Origin of the sequence: Bacillus sp. ISL-51 (assembly GCF_018613535.1) — a bacterium.
Lineage (GTDB): Bacteria > Bacillota > Bacilli > Bacillales > Bacillaceae > Bacillus.
The window spans coordinates 754,590-760,750 of record NZ_JAGGQB010000005.1 but is presented as its reverse complement, the minus strand read 5'-3'; the positions used below and the strand labels follow the sequence as shown (position 1 = coordinate 760,750).

At 34.1% G+C, this 6,161-nt stretch carries 3 protein-coding genes; all 3 read left to right on the top strand.

Features of this window, described 5'->3' with window-relative positions; all coding sequences use genetic code 11:
• Nucleotides 1–5: 5 nt before the first annotated feature.
• Genes J7E26_RS08645 through J7E26_RS08635 form a run of 3 tightly spaced genes read left to right on the top strand, consistent with a single transcriptional unit; the run spans nt 6 to nt 6,157 of the window.
• Complete coding sequence (locus tag J7E26_RS08645; RefSeq protein ID WP_285289006.1) at nt 6–4,994, top strand: non-ribosomal peptide synthetase; 4,989 nt, start codon at nt 6–8, stop codon at nt 4,992–4,994.
• 40 nt (nt 4,995–5,034) lie between these two features.
• Nucleotides 5,035–5,886 (top strand): 3-hydroxyacyl-CoA dehydrogenase family protein, encoded by an 852-nt coding sequence (locus tag J7E26_RS08640; protein WP_214800644.1) that lies wholly within the window; start codon nt 5,035–5,037, stop codon nt 5,884–5,886.
• A 37-nt stretch (nt 5,887–5,923) separates the two neighbouring features.
• Complete coding sequence (locus tag J7E26_RS08635; RefSeq protein WP_214800645.1) at nt 5,924–6,157, top strand: acyl carrier protein; 234 nt, start codon at nt 5,924–5,926, stop codon at nt 6,155–6,157.
• The last annotated feature ends 4 nt before the right edge of the window (nt 6,158–6,161 follow it).

Below are 6,161 nucleotides of genomic sequence, written 5' to 3'. Positions count from 1 at the left end.
AATATATGGTACTACTTTCGGCATTTATGGTTTTATTACGTGAGTATAGCCATCAAGAGGATATTGTTGTTGGAAGTCCATTTTCAGGGAGAGTTCATCCAGACACGGAAAAAATCCTCGGTATGTTTGTGAACACTCTAGTTATGAGAGGGAAGCCTCAAGGCGATAAAAGCTTTCACACCTTCTTGGAAGAAATGAAAGAAAAATGTCTGCAGGCACAAGCGAATCAAGAATATGCCCTTGAAGAATTGATAGAAAATCTCGATTTAGTAAGAGATAGTTCTCGTAATCCACTATATGACATAGTATTTAGTTTTCAAAACATTGATGAAGTATCTCTTGAAGGTGAAGGATTAAGATTTAAGGATATTGGTATTGAAAGAAACATATCTAAATTTGACATTACTATGACAGTAGAGGCATTGCAGAAAGGTTATGGATTGAGCTTTGAGTACTGTAGTGATTTATTCAGTGAAAATAGCATCGGTCAAATGATGGTTCACTATGTACAGATCTTGAAGGAAATTACCCAGAATCCTACCCGAAAAATAATAGATATTAATGTTGTTAGTCCTACAGAAAAAGAGAAGATACTTGGAGAATTTAACGATATATCTCTATCTACTCCCCTATACAAGAATATTGTGACACGCTTTGAAGATCAGGTTGCACAAACACCTGATAAAGTCGCCGTATGCGCCGAAGGGAAGGAAATTACTTACCAGGAACTAAATGCAAAGGCGAATGAACTTGCCGTTCGGTTGCGTCAGATGGGCATCGGTCGTGATGACTATGTAGCGATCATGGCGGAACGGAACATAGAAACAATCATAGGGATTTGTGGGATCGTCAAGGCTGGCGGGGCTTACGTCCCGGTTGATCCGGCTTATCCGTTAGAACGTGTTGCCTATATGTTAGAAGATTGTAAGCCTAAGGCTATTCTAGTGAACGGTTTATCTTACGCATATAAAGGAGATATTCCTATTGTTGATGTAAGTGAAGCAATGCAGTGGACAGGTAGACAGGAGAACCCTGTAAACATCAATACCGTAAATGACCTAATCTATCTCATCTATACCTCTGGTACGACAGGGAAACCGAAAGGAGTTATGGTTGAGCATAAAAGTGTTACACGATTGGTACACCGTCCTAATTATGTAGAATTGAATAAAGACACCGTAATTTTACAAACAGGGTCACTAAGTTTTGACGCAGCCACATTTGAAATCTGGGGGGCATTGTTGAATAGAGGGGAGTTACATATTAGTAGCCAAGATCTCATAATGGATGCCTCTGCTTTAAAGCGTGTAATTGAGGGTCAAAAAATTACGACGATGTGGTTGACTGTAACTTTGTTTAACCAATTAGTAAATGAAGATGTGACTGTGTTTAACCAATTGGAAACACTCATCTTCGGTGGTGAGAAAGTATCAGAAGTGCATATTCGGAAATTTAAGAAAGAAAATAAAAAAACTCAATTAATAAATGGTTATGGTCCAACAGAAACAACAACGTTTGCAACTTACTATCCAATTGATGCAGATCAGGTAAAAGTCAAAACCCCTATTGGAAAACCAATTTCTAATACGACCACTTATATTATGAACGAAGGTAGATTGTGTGGCATTGGAATGGTAGGGGAGCTATGTATCGCCGGCGATGGCGTAGCGAGAGGATATTTAAATAATCCTGAACTAACCAAAGCAAAATTCATTCCTAATCCATATGGTTCTGGAATGATGTATTGTTCAGGCGATTTAGTAAAGTGGCTGCAAGATGGAAATATTGAGTATTTAGGTAGAATAGATGATCAGGTAAAACTACGTGGATTTCGTATCGAGCTTGGTGAGATTGAAAGTGTCATCAGGCAGATAAAAGATATAAGAGACACAGCCTTAATCATAAGTGAGAAAGAGCAAGAAAAAAGTATATGTGCCTACTTGGTAGGAGAAAAAGTATTGGATATCAAGGCTATACGCCAAGAATTATCTAAACACCTACCTGCTTATATGATTCCTTCTCATATGATGCAAATTGAATGTATTCCTGTAACTAGAAACGGAAAGCTGAATAAGAAGGCTTTACCGAAAATTGAAGTAAACAGTGAGGAAACATATGTAGCACCAAGAAATCAAACGGAAGAAGAAATTGTTTCAATATTTTCAGGAATATTAGGTATAGATAATTTAGGTGTGACAGATAGCTTCTATGATATGGGTGGTGATTCAATTAAAGCCATTCGAGTAGTATCTAAGTTAAGGGAAGCAAATTATAGTGTATCTATGCGTGAAATTATCCAGTTTCAGACAGTTGAGAATGTTGCCAAAGTAATAAGGAGAGTTGAAGAAAAAGAAGAAAGTAGACAAGAAGAAATATCGGGTGAAGTACCATTAACACCGATTCAGGATACTTTTTTCAAATGGAAATTAAATAATCCTAATCACTTTAATCAATCTGTGCTTCTTGCTAATCCTGAAGGATTCAATGAAGAAGCAGTTAAACAAAGTTTACTTGCTATTGTAAAACACCATGATATCTTGAGAGCTATATTTAAAGATGGAAAGCAAGAAATTTTAAGTATTAAACAGTGTGAGAAACCCGAGTTGCGCATCTATGATTTTTCTGAACTTAAGGATGAAAAATTATCAAAGGCAATAGAGGTTAAGAATGATGAGTTACAAAAAAGTATTAATTTAGCAACGGGACCATTAGTAAAGTGCGCTTTATTTAAAACAAAAAATGGTGATCATTTAATGATTGCTATACACCATCTTGTGGTAGATGGCGTGTCTTGGAGAATAATTCTAGAGGATTTTGAATCTATCTATAAACAGTATATTAAAACAAAGGAAATTGAGCTACCTAAAAAAACTACTTCATATCAAGAATGGTCAAATGAATTATTCAAATATGGAAGTAGTAGTGAGTTACAAAAAGAAGTAAGTTATTGGAATGGAGTTCTCGAAAATGCTAATTTTGGAGAAATTGATGCTGATATGTATGGAGCAGACATCGGGTCAGGAAAAATAAGCTTCGAAATAGATGCAAGAAAAACAAGCAAATTAGTACGTTTAGGAAAAGTATATAATGCTGAATTTCAAGAAATCCTATTGGCATCATTAGCCCGTGCCAATGAATTATGGCAAAGACATAAAAAACTAACTTTATTCTTGGAAGGTCATGGAAGAGAAGAGTTCAGCAATAATTTAAGAATTGATCGAACGGTTGGTTGGTTTACGACCATTTATCCTATTACTATTGAAGCTTTAGATACCCTTGAAAATAGTATAGTTAAAACAAAGGAAATATTAAAAACTGTACCGAACAGTGGAATAGGTTATGGAATAATTCAACATCAACAAGGCGAAAAAATTCCAAATATTAATATAGATATCTCATTTAATTTCTTAGGTGAATTAAGTCGGGGAAAATCTAGGTTCATCAAATCGCCCTTCCCTACTGGAACTCAGATAGCAGAAGAAAATATTATCAGCAACTTAATAATTAATAGCATTATTGATGAAGGAAAACTGAAATTAGATATTTTCTACAACAAGGGTAAATATTCTGAATATCTAATTCAGCAATTAAAAAATTGTTATGAAAAAACATTGCTTGAAGCAATTGAACATACGAACAATTTAGCCGTAAACGGTAAAGTGGAACATGAAAATTTTGAATCATCATTTAAACAGTCAAAGGTTATTGAAGAAGAAAAAAATTCACAAGTCACAACTGACAATATCTTTGCTTTAAAGCAGTATGACATTTCTAGTTTTGAGAAAACCTTGTTTTCTAAAGAGCTATTAGAATATGAAAAAAATATTGTAGACAGAAAAGCCGAGTGTTTTGAACCATTTGCTTATCAAAAATTCTTTTTTAATAACTATCCAGGTAATGTGTGCGGTGCTAAAACTGAAATTCAAGGTGATATTACTCAGGAGCGATTAATTTCAATTGTAAAAGATATAGTGTGTGAACAGAGTATTTTCAGACTTTCTTATGACAAAGATCGAAACCAATTACAACAATATAGTTATACATCTGACTGGCATATTCCTTTTATAGATATCTCTTCTAACAAGCAGTTAGGGCAGGATCTTGAATGGTGCAATGCTGTTATTCAGGCGTCTCAATTATTTAAGGAACAACGATTATTATCCAAAATATTTATTGTCAAGATTGGTCCTAATAGATATTGCCTATATTTCTTTGTACACCATGGATTATGGGACTTAGCCTCTACAGAAATTTTGGGTCAGTTAATCAAAGATAAAATTTCCAGAAAACAGGGGATTTTAATATCTAATTATTATACGGAATATACAAAGATAAGAAATGAAATAGAGAATAAAAATCAATTACAACCTGATGCAAAAGATTTTGTTGATAATTTTTTCAAACAAGCCAGCATCTATGATTCATTAATGAAGGGTAAAACTGCTCAACGGTGTTTACATATTAAATACAAATATAATGAATCTGTCTTAAATCAAATATTAAAAGATCCAATTCTATGGGTGACTGAATTATATGATTTACTAAATATTCAACCTTACATTCATTCTAAATCTAGTTTTCCATTCTTATTAATGCATTTTGGAAGAGAGGATATGGGCTTTCAAACATTAGGATTACATCTGGATATAATACCATACCAATATGATGGAGTTACACACTCTATAAAACGGCTTGGTAAGCAACAAGTGCATAATAATTATGGGCATTTATTGTTTGAATCAAAAGGTGATGACTCCGAGCGACGTAATAAATATTTCAAACATATTCCCGTGGTTAATTTTTACGCAGACATGGAAATAGATAATATTTTTGACTCTTTTAATCATTATGAGATGGAGTTGAAAGATATGGTAGCAGGTAACGAGATCACGCTCCGAATATTTAAAGATATCCTATATGTCGCAGTGCCAACTATAAATAATGATATGGATAGTGCATTTAAGATTGCCTCTGAATATTTGGGCTTGAAATAGTTATATAATACTGAACGTGATTTGAAAGGAGTGGCGTGAAATGAAAGTTGGTGTTATAGGAGCAGGGTCAATGGGAGTTGGCGTTGCCCAATGCTTTGCCCAATATAATTACGATGTTGTACTAGTAGATTTCCAACAGGAGGTATTAGAAAAAGCCAAAGGTGAAATTTATAACAATATGAGGTTTGCAAGCTTTTATAGTAAAGATCTCGCTGTACAGGATCCAGAAAGTATTTTAAAGCGTATTAAATTTACGACAGGTTATGAATCTTTAAAAGATGCGGATTTTATTGTTGAAAATGTACCAGAACAGTTAGAAATAAAAAGCACTGTTTATGCTCAGCTTGAAGAGGTTTGTCCTGAAAACTGTATTTATATGGTGAATACATCATGTATCTCAATTACAAAGGTAGGGGCTTTAACTAGAAGAGCTAAAAAGGTAATAGGCGTTCATTTTATGAATCCAGTGCCACTTAAACCGATTGTAGAAGCGATTCGAGGATATCACACATCTGAGGAAACCATTTCAACAACAAAATCAATACTAAATTCCTTAGAAAAAGAAGTTATTCTTGTAGAAGATTATCCGGGTTTTGTCTCAAATCGGATTTCTCATCTGTTTATGAATGAGGCTGCATACGTCCTTCAGGATCAAGTAGCTACTCCAGAAGAAGTTGATGAAATTTTTGTGAAAGGTTTTGGACATAAAATGGGACCCCTTCGTACTGCAGATTTAATAGGTCTGGATGTAGTAGTCGATTCACTTAATGTTTTATATGAAAGTTATCAAGATCCTAAATTCCGAGTCTGTCCTTTACTACGCAAGATGGTAGATGCAGGATTACTCGGTCGCAAAAGTGGTAAGGGCTTTTTTGAGTACGCTGTAATGTAATTTTTAACGCAATGTAAATTTAAAATGAGGTGAAGATATGGATATCAAATTAAAAATTAAAGCATTTCTAAGTCGTTTTTTTCGTAAACGTGAACTCTTGGATAATGAGGATATATTTGAACTAGGTTTTGTGAACTCTTTATTTGCTATGCAATTAGTAATGTTTATTGAGAAAGAGTTCAGTATTCGAATTGATAATCAAGACATGGATATGGAAAACTTTCGTACCGTTACAAAAATTGCTGAATTAATTGAACGTAAATCAGCATAGAGAG

Excerpts from the sequence above, each read along its gene's own strand:
- J7E26_RS08635 (WP_214800645.1), top strand. The coding sequence starts at position 5,924 with ATGGATATCAAATTAAAAATTAAAGCATTTCTAAGTCGTTTTTTTCGT.
- J7E26_RS08645 (WP_285289006.1), top strand. The coding sequence starts at position 6 with ATGGTACTACTTTCGGCATTTATGGTTTTATTACGTGAGTATAGCCAT.
- J7E26_RS08640 (WP_214800644.1), top strand. The coding sequence starts at position 5,035 with ATGAAAGTTGGTGTTATAGGAGCAGGGTCAATGGGAGTTGGCGTTGCC.